A 16,326-nucleotide genomic window follows, 5' to 3' on the forward strand; every position below is an offset into this window, starting at 1 on the left:
TCAGATAAGGCTAATTTCCCCACCAGAGCCCAGAACAAAAACTCCCCGGAGGCCCGCCTTGATCCAGTTTCTTCTCAATCGAGAACTGCGCCGTGAGCAGACACTCGATCCGAATACCACCGTGCTGGAATACCTGCGCGAATATCGTGGCAAATCAGGCACCAAAGAAGGCTGCGCCTCCGGCGACTGCGGTGCCTGCACCGTCGTGGTCGGCGAGCTGGACGGTGATCGCCTGCGCTACCGCACGCTCAATTCCTGCCTGACCTTCGTCTCCGCCTTGCATGGCAAACAGCTGATCACCGTGGAAGACCTCAAACATCAGGGCCAATTGCACAGCGTTCAGCAAGCCATGGTTGATTGCCACGGCTCGCAATGCGGCTTCTGCACGCCAGGCTTCGTCATGAGCCTGTTCGCCCTGCAGAAATCAGCGGATGGTTTCGACAAGGCCGACACCCACGAAGCGCTGGCCGGCAACCTCTGCCGTTGCACAGGCTACCGTCCGATCCTGGAAGCCGCCGAGCAGGCCTGCTGCGGCCAGCAGCCGGATCAGTTCGATGCGCGCGAAGCCGAAACCATCGCCCAGCTGAAAGCCATCGAGCCACGCGAAACCGCCGAGCTGAACAGTGGCGACAAGCGCTGCCTATCGCCGTTGACCGTGGGCGACTTGGCGGAGATCTACGGCGCGAACCCGGACGCACGCCTGCTGGCCGGCGGCACGGACCTCGCCCTGGAAGTCACCCAATTCCACCGTGAACTGCCGGTGATGATCTACGTCGGCCATATTGCGGAGATGAAGAAGATCGAGGTCACCGACACGGGTATCGAGATCGGCGCAGCCACGCCGCTCACCGATTGCTACGAAGTGTTGGCCAACGAATACCCGGACTTTGGCGAACTGTTGCACCGCTTCGCTTCGCTGCAGATCCGCAACCAGGGCACGCTTGGCGGCAACATCGGTAACGCTTCGCCTATCGGCGACTCACCACCACTCTTGATCGCACTGGGCGCTCAGGTGGTGTTGCGCAAGGGCAGCAACAGCCGGACCCTGCTGTTGCAGGACTACTTCATCGACTACAAGGTCACCGCCCGGGAACAAGGCGAGTTCATCGAGAAGATTATCGTCCCGCGCGCGCAGGCGAACCGGGTATTCCGCGCCTACAAGGTGTCCAAGCGCCTCGACGATGATATCTCCGCCGTCTGTGCGGCCTTCGACCTGAAGCTCGAAGATGGGGTTATCGATGATGCCCGCGTCGCCTTCGGCGGCATGGCAGCCATTCCGAAGCGCGCGGTTGCCTGCGAACGAGCCCTGATCGGCGCGCCGTTCAATGCCGACACCATCGAACAGGCCTGCGAAGCACTGGAAAAAGACTTCACGCCGCTCACCGACTTCCGTGCCAGCCGCGAATACCGCCTGCTGGTCGCACAGAACCTGCTGCGCAAATGCTTCCACGAACAACAAGCGCCGGCGTACGAGACGAGGGTCACTTGCTATGCATAAGCCAACCAAATCTCAAGAGGAACTGGCCGCCCTGTTCACGCAGGACCTGGTCACCGGCGTCGGCCGCAGCGTCAAGCACGACAGCGCGCCCAAGCACGTCACCGGCGAGGCGGTCTATGTCGATGACCGCCTGGAATTTCCCAACCAGCTGCACGTGTATGCCCGCATGAGCGACCGCGCCCATGCCCGGATCGTCAGCATCGATACCAGCCCCTGCTACAAGGTGCCGGGCGTCGCCATCGCCATTACATCGAAGGACGTACCAGGTCAGCTGGATATCGGCGCGGTCATGCCCGGCGATCCGTTGCTGGCCGATGGCAAGGTCGAGTACGTCGGCCAGCCGGTGATCGCCGTCGCCGCCGACAGCCTGGAAACCGCCCGTAAGGCGGCCATGGCCGCGATCATCGAATACGAAGATCTGGAGCCGGTGATCGATGTGGTCGACGCACTGCGCAAGAAGCATTTCGTGCTCGACAGTCATACTCACAAGCGCGGGGATTCGGCCGGCGCACTGGCCACCGCGCCGCGCCGCCTGCAGGGCAGCCTGCATATCGGCGGCCAAGAACATTTCTATCTGGAAACCCAGGTCTCCTCGGTGATGCCGACCGAGGACGGCGGCATGATCGTCTACACCTCTACGCAGAACCCTACCGAGGTGCAAAAGCTGGTCGCTGAAGTGCTCGGCGTCTCGATGAACAAGATCGTCATCGACATGCGTCGCATGGGCGGCGGCTTCGGCGGCAAGGAAACCCAGGCAGCAGGTCCCGCCTGCATGTGCGCCGTGATTGCGCACCTGACCGGCCGCCCGACCAAGATGCGCCTGCCACGCATGGAAGACATGACCATGACCGGCAAGCGGCACCCCTTCTACGTCGAGTATGACGTCGGCTTCGATGATGACGGCCTGCTGCACGGTATCGAGATCGACCTGGCCGGTAACTGCGGCTACTCACCGGACCTTTCCGGCTCCATCGTCGACCGCGCCATGTTCCACTCCGACAACGCCTATTACCTGGACGACGCTACGATCAATGGCCATCGCTGCAAGACCAACCTGGCTTCGAACACTGCCTACCGCGGCTTCGGCGGCCCGCAAGGCATGGTTGCCATCGAGGAGATCATGGACGCAGTAGCGCGGCAGCTGGGCAAGGACCCGCTGGACGTGCGCAAGCGCAACTACTACGGCAAGACCGAGCGCAACGTCACGCCGTACTACCAGACCGTCGAGCACAACATGCTCGAAGAGATGACCGCCGAGCTCGAAGCCAGCAGCGAGTATGCGAAGCGCCGCGAGGAGATCCGCGCGTTCAACGCCAAGAGCCCGATCCTCAAGAAGGGCCTGTCGCTGACCCCAGTGAAGTTCGGCATCAGCTTTACCGCCAGCTTCCTCAACCAGGCCGGCGCGCTGGTGCACGTCTACACCGACGGCAGCATCCACCTGAACCACGGCGGCACTGAGATGGGTCAGGGCCTGAACACCAAGGTCGCGCAGGTGGTGGCCGAGGTGTTCCAGGTCGGTATCGACCGCATCCAGATCACCGCGACCAACACCGACAAGGTGCCCAACACCTCGCCGACAGCGGCCTCCTCCGGCGCCGACCTCAACGGCAAGGCCGCGCAAAACGCGGCGCAGACCATCAAGCAACGCCTGATCGAATTCGCCGCGCGGCATTACCAGGTCACCGAAGAGGACGTGGAATTCAAGAACGGCCAGGTCCGCATTCGCGACCAGTACGTCTCCTTTGACGAGCTGATCCAGCAGGCCTATTTCGGCCAGGTTTCGCTGTCGTCCACCGGCTTCTACCGCACGCCGAAGATCTACTACGACCGCAGCCAGGCACGCGGCCGGCCGTTCTACTACTTCGCCTATGGCGCGGCCTGCTCGGAAGTGATCGTCGACACTCTGACCGGCGAGTACAAGATGCTGCGCAGCGACATCCTGCATGACGTCGGCGCTTCGCTGAACCCGGCCATCGACATCGGCCAGGTGGAAGGCGGCTTCGTCCAGGGTATGGGCTGGCTGACCATGGAAGAGCTGGTGTGGAATGACAAGGGCAAGCTGATGACCAACGGCCCGGCCAGCTACAAGATCCCGGCGGTGGCGGACATGCCGCTGGACTTGCGGGTCAAGCTGGTGGAAAACCGCAAGAACCCGGAGGACACGGTGTTCCACTCCAAGGCCGTGGGCGAGCCGCCGTTCATGCTTGGGATTTCGGTCTGGTGTGCGATCAAGGATGCGGTCGCCAGCCTGGCGGACTACAAGGCCCAGCCGAAGATCGACGCGCCCGCGACACCCGAGCGGGTGCTCTGGGGTGTTGAGCAGATGCGCAAGTTGAAGCGGACGGCCGTCGCGGTCGAGGCAACGGAAACTACACCAGCCTGACGTAAGGTGGACAACGCTTTGCTTGTCCACCTTCAACGCAACATGATGTTTTCGGTGGAAGACGTTTCTCGGTCTTCCACGGGGCGGCCACCCGCACTACGAAGGACATATACATGAGCAATACCGCCTGGATCGACGCCCTCGCCGAACTGCAACACACAGGCGAACCCTGCGTGCTGGTGACCATCATCGAGGAGCGTGGCTCGACGCCGCGCAATGCCGGTTCGAAGATGGTGGTGAGCCGCGATCGACTGTACGACACCATCGGCGGCGGCCATCTGGAATACAAGGCACAGGCGATTGCGCGGGAGATGCTTGAAAACCGGGTGCGTGATACGCGGCTGGAACGCTTTTCCCTGGGCGCGAGCCTCGGCCAGTGCTGCGGCGGCGCTACCGTGCTGCTGTTCGAGCCCATGGGCCAACCGCAGGCGCATATTGCGGTGTTCGGTGCCGGCCACGTCGGCCGCGCATTGGTGCCCCTGCTCGCCAGCCTGCCGTGCAAGGTGCGTTGGATCGATTCTCGTGAAAGCGAGTTCCCTGTGCATATCCCGGCGGGTGTCGAAAAGGTGGTCAACGACGAGGTGGTCGATGAAGTGGCAGAGATGCCTGCGGGCAGCTACTTCATCGTCATGACCCACAATCACCAGCTCGACCTCGAACTGACCGCAGCCATCCTTGAACGTAACGATTTCACCTATTACGGGCTGATCGGTTCGAAGAGCAAGCGCGCCAAGTTCGAACACCGTCTGCGCGACCGCGGCTTCCAACCGGAAACGGTGCAACGCATGCGCTGCCCGATGGGCATCGCTGAGGTGAAGGGCAAGCTGCCAATCGAAATTGCCGTGTCCATAGCCGGTGAAGTGATCGCCACCTACAACGCCAACTTCGGTGAAAAGACCGTCGACGGTGAAAAGCCAGTGCCCATGCTTGTCCCTGCATCGCGCCGCTCTCAGACGGGCTGAACACGCGCCTCGCTCTCTTTCTGGGAGGCCCGTCACGCGGCGAACCGGCCATAGACTGGCCAGGCCGACAGCAGGCCTCCTACACAAACGTCTTACCTCTATACAACGATTCCGAGACTCACCATGCCCCAATCAAAAGCCTACCGTGCCGCCCTGCTCCACTGCCTTGCCGACCCGCGCGAGGTGGGCATCGAGCAATCCCACGAATATTTCGAAGACGGCCTGCTGGTTGTAGAGGATGGAAAGGTCGTCCAGATCGGCAATTCTGCTGACCTGCTTCCAACCCTGAAAGCCGGCACCGATGTGGTCGAGTACCCCGACGCGCTGATCACCCCCGGCTTCATCGATACCCACATCCACTACCCGCAGGTTGGGGTGATCGGCTCCTACGGCACACAGCTGCTGGATTGGCTGGAAACCTATACCTTCCCCAATGAAGGCCGCTTTAGCGACATGGCCCATGCCCGCGAGCAAGCCGACCTGTTCCTCGGCGAGTTGCTGCGCAACGGCACCACCACGGCTCTGGTGTTCGGCACAGTACACAAGCAATCGGTGGACGCCTTCTTCGAAGCGGCGGAAAAGCTCAACCTACGCATGATCGCCGGCAAGGTGCTGATGGACCGCAACGCCCCGGATTTCCTCACCGACACGGCCGAGTCCGGCTACGCCGACAGCCGCGAGCTGATCGAGCGCTGGCACGGCAAGGGCCGTCTGCATTACGCCGTCACCCCGCGTTTCGCCCCGACCAGCACGCCGGAGCAGCTCACCCTGGCCGGCAAGCTGTTCGCCGAATTCCCCGACCTGTACATGCACACCCACATCTCCGAGAACAAGCAGGAGGTCGAGTGGGTCAAGGAGCTGTTCCCCGAGCGCAAGGGCTATCTGGACGTCTACGACCACCACGGCCTGATTGGCCCGCGCTCGGTGTTCGCCCACGGCATCCACCTGTGCGACGACGAGTGCAAACGCCTCGGTGAGACCGGCTCGGCGGTGTCGTTCTGTCCGACCTCCAACCTGTTCCTCGGCAGCGGCCTGTTCGATCTGGCCAAGGTGGAAGGCTTCGGTGTGCGCGTCGGCCTGGGCACCGATGTCGGCGGCGGCACCAGCTTCTCGCAGCTCTCCAGCCTCAACGAGGCGTACAAGGTGCTGCAGCTGCAGGGCCAGAAGCTCGACGCGTTCAAGGCACTCTATCTTGCCACCCTTGGCGGCGCGCGGGCGCTCTATCTGGACGACCGGATCGGCAACCTGCAGCCGGGCAAGGAGGCCGACTTCGTGGTGCTCGACTACAAGGCGACGCCGCTGATCGAGTACCGCCTGAGCCAGGCCACAACCCTGCAGGAAAAACTCTTCGCGCTGATGATTCTGGGTGATGACCGTGCGGTGAAAGAAACCTATGCCGCCGGGGTTTCGGTGCATCGAAAGACATCGTGAACAGCGGTACCAGGACTTGCTGATTGACCGTCTCGCCAGCGACGCAAGCTACAGGCGTGGCCGCGTGGATCGATAAAGCGTGATCCACCCGGCTCGGAGTCACAGCCGTACGTAGGGTGGATGTCGCTTTTTACATACACCATCGGGTCGCTCAGAGGCTCGACGGACGCGTGGATTTGATAAAGCGTGATCCACCCGGCTCGGAGTCACAGCCGTGCGTAGGGTGGATGTCGCTTTTTACATCCACCATCGGGTCGCTCGGAGGCTCGACGGACGCGTGGATCGATAAAGCGTGATCCACCCGGCTCGGAGTCACAGCCGTGCGTAGGGTGAATGTCGCTTTTTTACATCCACCATCGGGTCGCTCAGGGCTCGACGAACGCGTGGATCGATAAGGCGTGATCCACGCTACGGCTTGAGCGCTGCCATCAGCGTGTCGAGGTTGTGTTCGAACATGCCCAGGTAGGTACTGGCCGGTCCGTCGCTGGCCAGCGCATCGGAATACAGGGTACCGCCAACGGTGGCGCCGGCCTCGTCGGCGATCTGCTCGATCAGCCGGGGATCGCGAATGTTCTCCACAAACACTGCCCGTACGCCTTCGCTGCGCACCTGGCGAATCAAGGCCGCCACCTCGGCGGCCGATGGTTCGGCATGGGTAGACAGCCCCTGTGGCGCGATGAATTTCAATTGCCAGGCTTGCCCCAAATAGCCGAAGGCATCATGGCTGGTTACCACCTTGCGCTGGCTGGCCGGCAGGCGGGCGATGCGGGCATCGGCACGCTTGAGCAACGCATGCAGACGGCTCAGATAGTCATCGCGACGCGCTTCGTATTCTTCCCGGTGGCTGGGGTCGAGCTGCACGAGCGCCTTGGTGATGTTGCGCACGTAGATCTCGGCATTGTTCAGGCTCTGCCAGGCGTGCGGATCCGGCACCCGTTCGCCTTCTTCCTCAAGCATCAACGGAACGACACCGGCGCTGGCGTCGATGCGCTTGCCAGTCGGTTCGCTGCTGGCCAGCAGGCGCTCCAGCCAAGGCTCGAAACCCAGGCCGTTGGCGACGATAAGATCGGCACGCAACAGTGCCTTGGCATCGTCCGGGCTGGGCTCGTAGACGTGGGCATCGGCGTCGGCATCGACCAGATTAGACAGTTCGATACGCTCGCCGCCGACTTCACGGGTCAGGTCTTCAAGGATGCTGAAGCTGGTGACCACCTTGAGCCGCTCGGCCGCGTGCAGTGAAAAAGGCAGCCACAGGGCCAGCACGATGAGCAGGTAACGCATGATGAACACCTCAGACGGTCATGGGTAAAGAAGTCGAGCGCAGCAGGCCTTGGACCGGCCCCGCCATCACCGAGAACAGATAGAACGTGCCTGCGAGCAGCACGATGCAAGGCCCGCTGGGTAGGCTGACGTAGAACGACAGCAGCAGTCCCAGCCACACGCAGATCGCGCCGAACAGTGCGGCCAGCGGCAATAACACAATGAGACGTCGACTCCAGAAGCGCGCCGCAGCGGCAGGCAGCATCATCAGCCCGACCACCATCAGCGCTCCGATGGCCTGAAAGCCAATCACCAGGTTGAGCACCACCAGCGTCAGGAAGGCCGCATGCGCCAACGGCCCGAAGCGACTGATGCTGCGCAGGAACAGTGGATCGAGACTGTCCAGCGCCAGGGCGCGATAGCTCAGCGCAAGCACCACCAGGCTGAACACTGCGGTGCCAAGCATGCCGTACAGGGTTGTGGTATCGACCGCCAACGCCGAGCCGAACAGGAGATGCAGCAGGTCCAGCTTGCGTCCCGCCAACCCGAGCAGCAGCACGCCGCCGGCCAGCGAAATGGGGTAGAGCGCGGCGAGACTGGCGTCCTCGCGCAGCCCGGTACGCCGGCTGACCCAGGCTGCGGCACCGGCCATGCCAAGGCCAGCCACCAGCCCACCGGCCGTCAGCGCCGGCAGGCTCAAGCCGAATAGCCAGAACGCCAGCGCCGCACCTGGCAGGATGCCGTGCGCGATGGCATCACCGATCAGGCTCATCCGCCGCAGAATCAGAAACACACCCAGGGGCCCGGCGCTGCAGGCCAGCACCACCCCACCGATCAGAGCGCGACGCATGAACGCGAACTCACCGAAGGGCGCCCACAATATTTCCGGCGTCACGCGACCTGCCCGAACCGTTGCCGGTCGGCGATGAACTGCCCGATCGGCGCAAAGATGCAACCACCGCGGGCAATCATCAGCGCCTCGCAGTGCTTCTGGCTCAGCCCGGCGAGGTTGTGGCTGACCCACATTAGCGTCCGTCCCTGCCGCTGCCAGTGCTCGATATGCTGCCAGAGCAACCGTACCCCTACTTCGTCCAGCGCCGCCTCGGGTTCGTCGAGCAGCAGCAGCTGCGCATCGGTCAAGCTCAGACGAGCCAGCAAGGCACGCTGCAATTCGCCACCGGACAGGGCATGGAGTCCTTGCGTTTGCAGATCGAGCAACCCCCAATCCGCCAAAGCCTGGCGCAAGCGCATCCGCTGTTCGCTACGACCGATACGGCTGCGCCAGAGACCGGCACTGACTAGCTCGGCCAGACGAATCGGAAATTGCCGATCCACCTGCTGCTGTTGCGGCAGATAGGAAACGCCCCCCAGAAGCGGAACGCCCACCTCGATTCGCCCCGCCAGTGGTCGATCCAACCCGGCGATTACCTTGAGCAAGCTGCTTTTACCCGAGCCGTTGCCGCCGATAACGGCCGTCAGGCTCCCGGCTGGCAGCTTCAAGTCGAGGGGCGGCGTGAGCGCAGTTCCACCGGCGCCCCATTGCAAAGCATGGCATTCGATCATCGTCACCTCGCAGATTCGGGGTCCGTCCAGGCGCTCCACAGTCGGGACCGGCTTCAGCGTTGCAGCGGAAGCCGGCGGCGGGTGGTCAGGCACTGGAGCGCCATGAATGTATTAGTTATAACATAACATTATGCGCATTGACCCGAACGCTTGCAACGAGGCGATCAGGCGAGATGGTGCTTTGAAATGGTCAATCGGAGGGGCAACACTTGGAACGACGTGAATGACTGGCAGGTATCGCCAATTAGGCGTGCTACGACCTGAACATAAACGGTTAACGATCGACGCTGACACATCCCTCTCACGACGGAACGCTGGAATCGCCAAGCAACCTCCCCCGAGGCTGGGGGCCAAAGCAGGAGGTACGTCAAAACAGGGCAAGTGCGCCCTCACAGACGCAGCGGTACAGAACCAACTTTTGGCGGCAAATGCAGGGGCGCTCAGCCCGCAACGCCCTTAAGAGCTCCAAACCGTAACCGCCTCGAGCCAAAGCAGTGATGGCCTAGCGGGCCGTACGAGGTTTTTTCTTTGCCAATGCCAAGTGCGAGAAGACCGCGTGCAGATCATCCGAAGCGCTGTCTTCGTCGAGGTTGAGCTTGCTGTCGATATGATCCATGTGATGCATCATCAGGCTTACGGCCTTGTCGCTGTCTCGCGCAGCGATGGCATCGATCAGTTGGTTGTGTTCATCGAAGGAACAATGCGAGCGGTTGCCGCTCTCGTACTGGGCAATGATCAGCGATGTCTGGGAAACCAGGCTGCGCTGGAAACTCACCAACGGCGCATTCTTGGCCGCCTCGGCCAACTTGAGATGAAACTCGCCGGACAGACGGATGCCGGCGCCTCGATCACCCCGAGCGAAGCAATCCTGCTCGTCCGCCACCATCTTGCGCAGCTCCGCCAGTTGCTCGCTGCTGGCGTGCTGAACGGCCAGTTCGGTGATGGCGCGTTCTACCATTCGGCGGGCGAAAAAAATCTGTCTCGCCTCTTCGACACTGGGACTCGCGACGACAGCGCCCCGATTCGGTCGCAACAGCACCACGCCTTCATGGGCCAGCCGCGACAATGCGCGACGGATGATGGTCCGGCTCACGCCGAAGATCTCACCCAGGGCCTCTTCGCTGAGCTTGGTACCTGGCGCTAGGCGTTGCTCAAGAATGGCGTCGAAAATATGGGCGTAAACGATGTCGTCCTGTGTCCCCGTCCGGGCCTTGCCGCTTCGTGTCGGCTTTTTTAGAGGCTGCAACTGTTCGTTCATGGTGACTCGCGTCGGAAATGTCGGCAGAACCGAACTTTACTGCCTTTCGGCATCCGGCTGGCAGTAGCCAGCGGCGAAATACGGAAAAAATTCAATATTTATTGTGCACAATCAAGTGTTTCAGATTCTTCTTCATGCCCTGCTAGACAACCCCAATAATTTGGCAAGGAGTTTTCGCTCTGTGCGTCGAGAGCCGCTGAATCAGCGAGCATTCAGAAATCCCTGTTGCATTTCTTGTATACAAAAGCATAATCGCGTCAAGCCTTCCTGACTCTTCGGTCAAAAACCCGAACAGAAAGAGCTCTCACCATCACCTGACCTCGAGAGCACCGCTCTGGGTGATAGACAACAAGAACGATGAGGAACACCTTGTGGAAACCACAAAGCAGGAACAGCACACCCTCGCGCTGCAAGCGAAGAATCTTGGCTGGCTCGACCGATTCTTCAAGCTCAGCGCGCATCGCACCAGCATCAAAACCGAACTGCTTGCCGGCCTGACGACGTTCGTCACCATGGCCTACATCATCTTCGTCAACCCGAACATCATGGCCGATGCGGGCGTCGACCATGGCGCGGCGTTCGTCGCAACCTGTATCGGTGCGGCGCTGGGCTGCTTCCTCATGGGCCTGTATGCCAACTGGCCGGTGGGTCTGGCGCCGGGCATGGGCCTCAACGCGTTCTTCACCTACACAGTGGTCGGCGAGATGGGCTACAGCTGGCAGATTGCACTCGGCGCGGTGTTCATTTCTGGTGTGCTGTTCATGATCATGAGCCTGTCACGTATCCGCGAATGGCTGCTCAACAGCATCCCGATGAGCCTGCGCTTCGCGATGGGTGCTGGCGTCGGGCTGTTCTTAGGGCTGATCGGCCTGAAGACCGCCGGTATCGTCGTCGACAGCCCCGCGACGCTGCTGACCATGGGTTCGTTCGGCGAACCCACCGCGCTGCTGGCCGCGATCTGCTTCCTGATGATCGCGGTACTGAGTCATCGCAATGTATTCGGTGCGATCCTGCTCAGTATGCTAGCCGTCACGGGCATCGGCTGGGGCCTGGGGCTCGTGGAGTACAACGGTATCGTCTCGATGCCGCCGAGCCTGGCACCGACCTGGCTGGCAATGGACATCGCCGGCGCGCTGAATGTAGCGATGGTCAGCGTGATCCTGGCGTTCCTCTTCGTGAACATGTTCGACACGGCCGGCACGCTCATGGGCGTCGCGCACCGGGCGCACCTGGTGGACGATGATGGCAAGATCCAGAACCTGTCACGTGCGCTGAAGGCCGATAGTACCTCCAGCGTCGTCGGCGCCTTCGTCGGCTGCCCGCCGGTGACCAGCTATGTCGAAAGCGCCTCGGGTGTCGCCGCCGGTGGTCGCACCGGCCTGACCGCTGTCACCGTTGGCGCACTGTTCCTGGTCGCCATGTTCTTCGCGCCGCTGGCGGGCATGATCCCAGCGTATGCGACCGCGGGCGCGCTGATTTATGTCGCCATGCTGATGATGAGCGGATTGGCGCATATCGACTGGAAGGACCATACCGACACCATTCCGGCTATCGTTACCGTAGTGATGATGCCGCTGACCTTCTCCATCGCCAACGGTATCGCGCTGGGCTTCCTGACCTACGCGACGCTCAAGCTGCTGACGGGTCAGCGCGACAAGGTGTCGATCAGCCTCTATGTGCTGTGTGTGATCTTCATCGCCAAGTTCGCTTTCCTTTAAGGAGAGCGAACGATCAGGCCCCATCGCTTTTTGCGGTGGGGCCTGTTGTATTTCCAGCATGGGCGCCCTGGGCTATCCATAGCGCGGCGGCCCGCGACATCACCATCGAAAAACAGCTGAACGAAACACCTGAAACGCAACATTGCCGAGGAGCACTGAGATGAGTCTGGAAACCTGGTTGTTATTCGCGAGCGCGGCGCTGGTGGTGATTCTGATCCCTGGCCCGCTGTCGCTGCTGATGATCAGCAACAGCCTCAACTACGGCCTGCGTCGCTCCTGGCCGGCGTTCGTTGGCGGTGTCAGCGCATCGATATGCCTGCTCAGCGCCTCCGCTCTTGGGCTCGGTGCGCTTCTGCTGGCCTCGGAGCAGGTATTCAGCCTGTTGAAGATCGTGGGTGCGTTCTACCTGTTCTATCTCGCCTGGCAGAGCTGGCAGGAATCACGCCGCCCCGCCAGCGGGCCCAGCGTGGCGACTTCCGAGGTCAGTCCCCGCTTCCGCCAATTATTCTGGCGCGCCTTTGGCCTGGGCGCGAGCAATCCCAAAGACATTCTGTTTTTTGCGGCCTTTCTGCCGCAGTTTCTCAGTGCTGATCGACCGTTCGTGCCGCAGCTGCTGGTGATGATCTTCACCTGGGCGGTGCTGGACCTGTGCTGCAAGCTCGCTTACGGTCTTGGCGCTCATGGCGCGGCGCGTTATCTGCGCACTGGCAAGGGGCAGGTCTGGTTCAACCGCACCAGCGCGGCGCTGTTTGGGGGCGCGGGAGCGGCTTCGTTGATGAGTCGGTGAAGTTGATAGTGCTTTTGTAGGCGCACAGGGGACACCCAATCCTTGCTCGCGAATCCAAAACCCAAGCGCTTGGCAAGCAAAACCCGCCCGCTCGCGAAAGCCCCTCACTACCGGGTCAAAAAAAACCCGCCATCAGGGGCGGGTCGTAGGCTCAGGGAGCCAAAGTTTCACGCATGGGAGAGGTACCTGCCGCGTCGCTGCGCGGCAGATGGCATCAGCTACCGCGGTAGATGGCATCAGCTACCGCGGTAGGTGGAGTAGCTGTACGGCGAAATCAATAACGGCACATGGTAATGATCCTGCTCGGCGCTGATGCCGAAACGCAGCACCACCACATCCAGAAAGGCCGGCTCAGGCAGCTGCACGCCACGACCTCGGTAATAGTCCCCAGCAGAGAACTGCAGCTGGTAAACACCGGAGCGGTAGTCGTCGCCCTCGAGCAGCGGCGAGTCGCAACGGCCATCGGCGTTGGTCTGGCGCGTGGCGATCAGTTCGAGGCGCTCGCCATCGACACGATAGAGTTCGATACGGATGTCGCTGCCAGGGCAGCCGTGAGCTGCATCCAGCACATGAGTAGTTAAACGTCCCATAGATTCCGGCATCGTAGCTTGGCTGCCGATGCCTGCCTCCTCTTGTGATTGGTGTGGACTGGATTCGAGCATAGCATGCACGCGAGAAAACTAAAGACAGTTTTCACAAAAACTGTACACAATTTTCAACATCTCATTCTGGCCCTAATTCTGCTCTAGATCTCTCGCTCGTGCGACAGAAGAACGCGGTTAACGCTCAAGCGCGAGCACCGCGAGCCAGCCGTTGGATCAACCGATGGGAGAAATCAGCGAATTGTGATTTACAAAGCGCAAAACCTTTTGTATACAATTGGACCATGACGGTCGCCGACACTTCACAGTCGCGACCCGCGGATCAAATAAGGAATAACAACAGTGAGCGCAGACTACCCTCGCGACCTCATCGGCTACGCCGAGAATCCACCCCATCCGCAATGGCCGGGCAACGCCCGTATCGCCCTGTCCTTCGTACTCAATTACGAAGAGGGCGGCGAGCGTTGCGTACTGCATGGCGACAAGGAGTCCGAAGCCTTCCTGTCCGAGATGGTTTCAGCCCAGCCGCTGCAGGGTGTGCGCAACATGAGCATGGAATCGCTCTACGAGTACGGTAGCCGCGCCGGTGTCTGGCGTTTGTTGAAGCTGTTTCGCCGGCACGACATACCACTGACCATCTTCGCGGTCGCCATGGCCGCGCAGCGTCATCCGGACGTGATCAAAGCCATGGTCGCCGACGGCCACGAAATCTGCAGCCATGGCTATCGCTGGATCGACTATCAGTACATGGACGAAGCGCAAGAGCGCGAGCACATGCTCGAGGCCATCCGCATCCTCACTGACATCACCGGTGAGCGTCCGCTGGGCTGGTACACCGGCCGTACCGGACCAAACACACGCCGGCTGGTACGTGAGGAAGGCGGTTTCCTCTACGACTCCGACACCTACGACGACGACCTGCCCTATTGGGATCCGGAATCGACGCCAGACAAGCCGCACCTGGTTATTCCCTACACACTGGACACCAACGACATGCGTTTCACCCAGGTGCAGGGCTTCAACAAGGGTGACGACTTCTTCGAATACCTGAAGGACGCGTTCGACGTGCTTTACGCCGAAGGCACCGAGGGTGCGCCCAAGATGCTGTCCATTGGCATGCACTGCCGTCTGCTTGGCCGCCCCGCACGTATGGCCGCGCTGCAGCGCTTCATCGAGTACGCCAAGGGTCATGAGCAGGTGTGGTTCGCCCGCCGTGTCGACATCGCCCGCCACTGGCACTCGACTCACCCCTTCACCCAGGAGCGCAGCCAATGACGCCGTTCAAAACCATCAAGCCGTCCACCCTCGATCGCGAGGCCTTCATCGCCACCTTCGCCGATGTCTACGAGCATTCCCCCTGGGTCGCCGACACCGTCTATCAGGCAGGTGTGGACGAGACACTGGATTTCGTCGAGGTGATGCACACCCGCATGTCGCAGGCGATGCTGTCGGCCCCTCACGACACCCAGCTGGCGCTGATCAATGCTCACCCGGACCTCGCCGGCAAGGCCGCCGTGCGCGGTGAGCTGACCGCCTCAAGCACCGCCGAGCAGGCCGGTGCAGGGATTCATGAATGCACGCCCGAAGAGTTCACCCGCTTTACCGAGCTGAACGACGCCTATAAAGCCAAGTTCGGCTTCATCTTCATCATGGCCGTCAAGGGCAGTAACCGGCATCAGATCCTGGCGGCTTTCGAAGAGCGCATGCACAACTCGCAGGACCAGGAGTTCGCCCGCGCCCTGGCCGAAATCAACAAAATCGCCCTGTTCCGTCTGCAGGCGATGTAAGCAAGAGACCCATCAGACGACACGAAGAGAAGAACAACGTATGAAGAGCTACGCCGTACCTTTCGAAAAATACGTCAACCTGGCCGACGCCCGTCTGGGCACCAAAGCCATTTCCGTCACTGACGATTGGTTTGCCGACGTCAACCGGCTGTTCCAGCCGACGCCGGCCGTATGGAAGGAGGGCGTTTTCGATGACAACGGCAAGTGGATGGACGGCTGGGAGTCGCGCCGCAAGCGCTTCGAAGGCTATGACCATGCGGTCATTCGCCTCGGCGTGCCCGGCTCGATCAAGGGCGTCGACATCGACACCAGCTTCTTCACCGGCAACTTCCCGCCGTCCGCGTCACTGGAAGCCTGCTTCCTCGCCGAAGGCGACCCGGACGACAACACCGTATGGACTGAAATCCTTCCCGCGGTAGAGCTGCAAGGCAACAGCCATCACTACCATGAGATCGCGTTCGACAAGCCGGTCAGTCACCTGCGCTTCAATATCTACCCGGACGGGGGTGTCGCCCGTCTGCGCGTGCATGGCATTCCGTACCGCGACTGGAGCAGCGTTGGCGACAACGAGCAGCTCGACTTGGCGTCGGCGCTCAACGGCGGCCGCGCGCTGGCCTGTTCCGACGAGCATTTCGGTCGCATGAGCAACATCCTCAACCCGGGCCGCGGCATCAATATGGGCGATGGTTGGGAAACCGCACGCCGTCGCACGCCGGGCAACGACTGGGTCATCGTCGCGCTGGGCGCCCCCGGCGAGATCGAGCGCATCGTCGTCGACACCCTGCACTTCAAGGGCAACTACCCGGACAGCTGCAACATCCAGGCGGCTTACGTCAAAGGCGGCACCGACAGCCAGATTGAAACCCAGAGCCTGTTCTGGCGCGAGCTGCTGCCGAGCCAGAAGCTGGAAATGCACGCCGAGCACGAGTTCAGCGAGCAGATCGCCAAGCTCGGCCCGATCACCCACGTGCGCCTGAACATTTTCCCGGACGGTGGCGTTAGCCGTCTGCGGTTGTTCGGCAAGGCGGTGAAGTAAAGAGCAATCCTGGGAGTGAGCAAGGATTGACGTCCCCTCGC

Annotated in this window: 14 protein-coding genes; 9 read left to right on the plus strand and 5 right to left on the minus strand. The window is 61.4% G+C overall.

All coding sequences use genetic code 11. The annotated features are described in order from the left end of the window. Window positions 1–58 precede the first annotated feature (58 nt). The 4 genes from xdhA (at window position 59) to guaD (ending at window position 6,274) form a co-directional block, all read left to right on the plus strand. Window positions 59–1,498: a xanthine dehydrogenase small subunit gene (gene xdhA, locus ACL0K2_RS07705; protein WP_045163254.1), complete on the plus strand. Its 1,440-nt coding sequence runs from the start codon at window positions 59–61 to the stop codon at window positions 1,496–1,498. Beyond that, complete coding sequence (xdhB, locus tag ACL0K2_RS07710; RefSeq protein ID WP_413044164.1) at window positions 1,491–3,881, plus strand: xanthine dehydrogenase molybdopterin binding subunit; 2,391 nt, start codon at window positions 1,491–1,493, stop codon at window positions 3,879–3,881. Before xdhA ends, xdhB begins: the two co-directional genes overlap by 8 nt. A gap of 113 nt (window positions 3,882–3,994) precedes the next feature. Then, window positions 3,995–4,843: a xanthine dehydrogenase accessory protein XdhC gene (gene xdhC / locus ACL0K2_RS07715; protein WP_413044165.1), complete on the plus strand. Its 849-nt coding sequence runs from the start codon at window positions 3,995–3,997 to the stop codon at window positions 4,841–4,843. A gap of 123 nt (window positions 4,844–4,966) precedes the next feature. After that, entirely contained in the window at window positions 4,967–6,274 is a 1,308-nt protein-coding gene (gene guaD / locus ACL0K2_RS07720) for a guanine deaminase (RefSeq protein ID WP_413044166.1), read from the plus strand. Between the two features lie 408 nt (window positions 6,275–6,682). On the opposite strand, the gene ACL0K2_RS07725 is transcribed toward guaD, so the two are convergent. From ACL0K2_RS07725 to ACL0K2_RS07740, 4 genes are all read right to left on the minus strand, one after another. Next, window positions 6,683–7,555 (minus strand): metal ABC transporter substrate-binding protein, encoded by an 873-nt coding sequence (locus ACL0K2_RS07725; protein ID WP_413044167.1) that lies wholly within the window; start codon window positions 7,553–7,555, stop codon window positions 6,683–6,685. A gap of 10 nt (window positions 7,556–7,565) precedes the next feature. Beyond that, window positions 7,566–8,384: a metal ABC transporter permease gene (locus tag ACL0K2_RS07730; RefSeq protein ID WP_413044168.1), complete on the minus strand. Its 819-nt coding sequence runs from the start codon at window positions 8,382–8,384 to the stop codon at window positions 7,566–7,568. 41 nt (window positions 8,385–8,425) lie between these two features. Beyond that, on the minus strand, window positions 8,426–9,097 hold the full coding sequence (locus tag ACL0K2_RS07735) for a metal ABC transporter ATP-binding protein (protein WP_045163258.1): 672 nt from the start codon (window positions 9,095–9,097) through the stop codon (window positions 8,426–8,428). A 502-nt stretch (window positions 9,098–9,599) separates the two neighbouring features. After that, the gene (locus ACL0K2_RS07740; protein WP_045163259.1) at window positions 9,600–10,355 is read right to left on the minus strand and encodes a GntR family transcriptional regulator; all 756 of its coding nucleotides are present in this window, start codon (window positions 10,353–10,355) and stop codon (window positions 9,600–9,602) included. Window positions 10,356–10,726: 371 nt separating this feature from the next. Here ACL0K2_RS07740 and ACL0K2_RS07745 point away from each other — a divergent pair, with 371 nt between their 5' ends. Both ACL0K2_RS07745 and ACL0K2_RS07750 read left to right on the plus strand, forming a co-directional pair. Next, the gene (locus ACL0K2_RS07745) at window positions 10,727–12,073 is read left to right on the plus strand and encodes an NCS2 family permease (RefSeq protein ID WP_045163260.1); all 1,347 of its coding nucleotides are present in this window, start codon (window positions 10,727–10,729) and stop codon (window positions 12,071–12,073) included. Between the two features lie 160 nt (window positions 12,074–12,233). After that, the gene (locus ACL0K2_RS07750; protein WP_045163261.1) at window positions 12,234–12,860 is read left to right on the plus strand and encodes a LysE family translocator; all 627 of its coding nucleotides are present in this window, start codon (window positions 12,234–12,236) and stop codon (window positions 12,858–12,860) included. Between the two features lie 236 nt (window positions 12,861–13,096). On the opposite strand, the gene uraH is transcribed toward ACL0K2_RS07750, so the two are convergent. Next, window positions 13,097–13,450: a hydroxyisourate hydrolase gene (uraH, locus tag ACL0K2_RS07755; RefSeq protein ID WP_045163262.1), complete on the minus strand. Its 354-nt coding sequence runs from the start codon at window positions 13,448–13,450 to the stop codon at window positions 13,097–13,099. A gap of 354 nt (window positions 13,451–13,804) precedes the next feature. On the opposite strand from uraH, the gene puuE reads away from it, so the two are divergent. The 3 genes from puuE to alc are packed head-to-tail and all read left to right on the plus strand — an operon-like array spanning window position 13,805 to window position 16,285. Then, window positions 13,805–14,737: an allantoinase PuuE gene (gene puuE, locus ACL0K2_RS07760; RefSeq protein ID WP_045163263.1), complete on the plus strand. Its 933-nt coding sequence runs from the start codon at window positions 13,805–13,807 to the stop codon at window positions 14,735–14,737. Continuing rightward, window positions 14,734–15,249 (plus strand): 2-oxo-4-hydroxy-4-carboxy-5-ureidoimidazoline decarboxylase, encoded by a 516-nt coding sequence (gene uraD, locus ACL0K2_RS07765; protein ID WP_045163264.1) that lies wholly within the window; start codon window positions 14,734–14,736, stop codon window positions 15,247–15,249. Before puuE ends, uraD begins: the two co-directional genes overlap by 4 nt. 40 nt (window positions 15,250–15,289) lie before the next feature. After that, on the plus strand, window positions 15,290–16,285 hold the full coding sequence (gene alc, locus ACL0K2_RS07770) for an allantoicase (protein ID WP_045163265.1): 996 nt from the start codon (window positions 15,290–15,292) through the stop codon (window positions 16,283–16,285). The last annotated feature ends 41 nt before the right edge of the window (window positions 16,286–16,326 follow it).

It is taken from the genome of Pseudomonas sp. YJ42, assembly GCF_047225135.1.
Lineage (GTDB): Bacteria > Pseudomonadota > Gammaproteobacteria > Pseudomonadales > Pseudomonadaceae > Stutzerimonas > Stutzerimonas stutzeri_E.

Coding starts and splice junctions, on each gene's coding strand:
- xdhB (WP_413044164.1), top strand. CDS start 1,491: ATGCATAAGCCAACCAAATCTCAAGAGGAACTGGCCGCCCTGTTCACG.
- xdhC (WP_413044165.1), top strand. CDS start 3,995: ATGAGCAATACCGCCTGGATCGACGCCCTCGCCGAACTGCAACACACA.
- guaD (WP_413044166.1), top strand. CDS start 4,967: ATGCCCCAATCAAAAGCCTACCGTGCCGCCCTGCTCCACTGCCTTGCC.
- ACL0K2_RS07725 (WP_413044167.1), bottom strand. CDS start 7,555: ATGCGTTACCTGCTCATCGTGCTGGCCCTGTGGCTGCCTTTTTCACTG.
- ACL0K2_RS07730 (WP_413044168.1), bottom strand. CDS start 8,384: ATGCGTCGCGCTCTGATCGGTGGGGTGGTGCTGGCCTGCAGCGCCGGG.
- ACL0K2_RS07735 (WP_045163258.1), bottom strand. CDS start 9,097: ATGATCGAATGCCATGCTTTGCAATGGGGCGCCGGTGGAACTGCGCTC.
- ACL0K2_RS07740 (WP_045163259.1), bottom strand. CDS start 10,355: ATGAACGAACAGTTGCAGCCTCTAAAAAAGCCGACACGAAGCGGCAAG.
- ACL0K2_RS07750 (WP_045163261.1), top strand. CDS start 12,234: ATGAGTCTGGAAACCTGGTTGTTATTCGCGAGCGCGGCGCTGGTGGTG.
- uraH (WP_045163262.1), bottom strand. CDS start 13,450: ATGGGACGTTTAACTACTCATGTGCTGGATGCAGCTCACGGCTGCCCT.
- uraD (WP_045163264.1), top strand. CDS start 14,734: ATGACGCCGTTCAAAACCATCAAGCCGTCCACCCTCGATCGCGAGGCC.
- alc (WP_045163265.1), top strand. CDS start 15,290: ATGAAGAGCTACGCCGTACCTTTCGAAAAATACGTCAACCTGGCCGAC.